This window comes from Archangium violaceum Cb vi76, from assembly GCF_000733295.1.
GTDB classification, from domain to species: Bacteria; Myxococcota; Myxococcia; order Myxococcales; family Myxococcaceae; genus Archangium; species Archangium violaceum.
In genome coordinates, this window is sequence record NZ_JPMI01000370.1 from 1 (window position 1) to 531 (window position 531).

A 531-nucleotide genomic window follows, 5' to 3' on the forward strand; every position below is an offset into this window, starting at 1 on the left:
CCGCAGCGTCGGCGCACTCACCACGTGGAAGGGCTTGGTATCGTCCAGGTTCGATGCGGCGCCCACCGTGAAATCCCCTCCGGTAGCTCGGGCCTCCGTTATCATGAATTCCTTGGAGAGGTTCGCGAAGGGGGACCCAATGAGCGTCGAAACCGAATTCCTGTACTCGTGGTCTGGTAACCCAACGGAGGAGGGACTCTCACGCGAGGGCTACGAGCAGATCCGGCTCATCATCCAGGCGGTGCAAACAAAGCGTCGCGACATCACTTGGCCCGCCAGAGTGGTGGTCAATTGGACCACGATCGACATGGCCGTGAAGGGCCTCAAAGACGAGGTCGGAATCGAGCTCTCCTTCCGAGAAGACGTCGCCCCAGACCGCAAAGAGATTGTGAAGCTCCAATTCAGGTTCCCAAAACAGGGCGTACGCGGCTTCTCTGCAGAGGAGTATCTGGCTTCGACCCTCAGAATGTAGCGAGCAGCGTCAGGGGCCTCCGTGAGATAGGGGCGCGGCTCACACCACAGCCTGGGGGC

1 protein-coding gene is annotated in these 531 nt (G+C 60.5%); it reads left to right on the forward strand.

Features of this window, described 5'->3' with window-relative positions; all coding sequences use genetic code 11:
* On the forward strand, positions 1 to 472 hold a 472-nt coding region (locus tag Q664_RS46135; RefSeq protein ID WP_235217147.1), incomplete at its 5' end, for a hypothetical protein.
* Between the last annotated feature and the right edge of the window lie 59 nt (positions 473 to 531).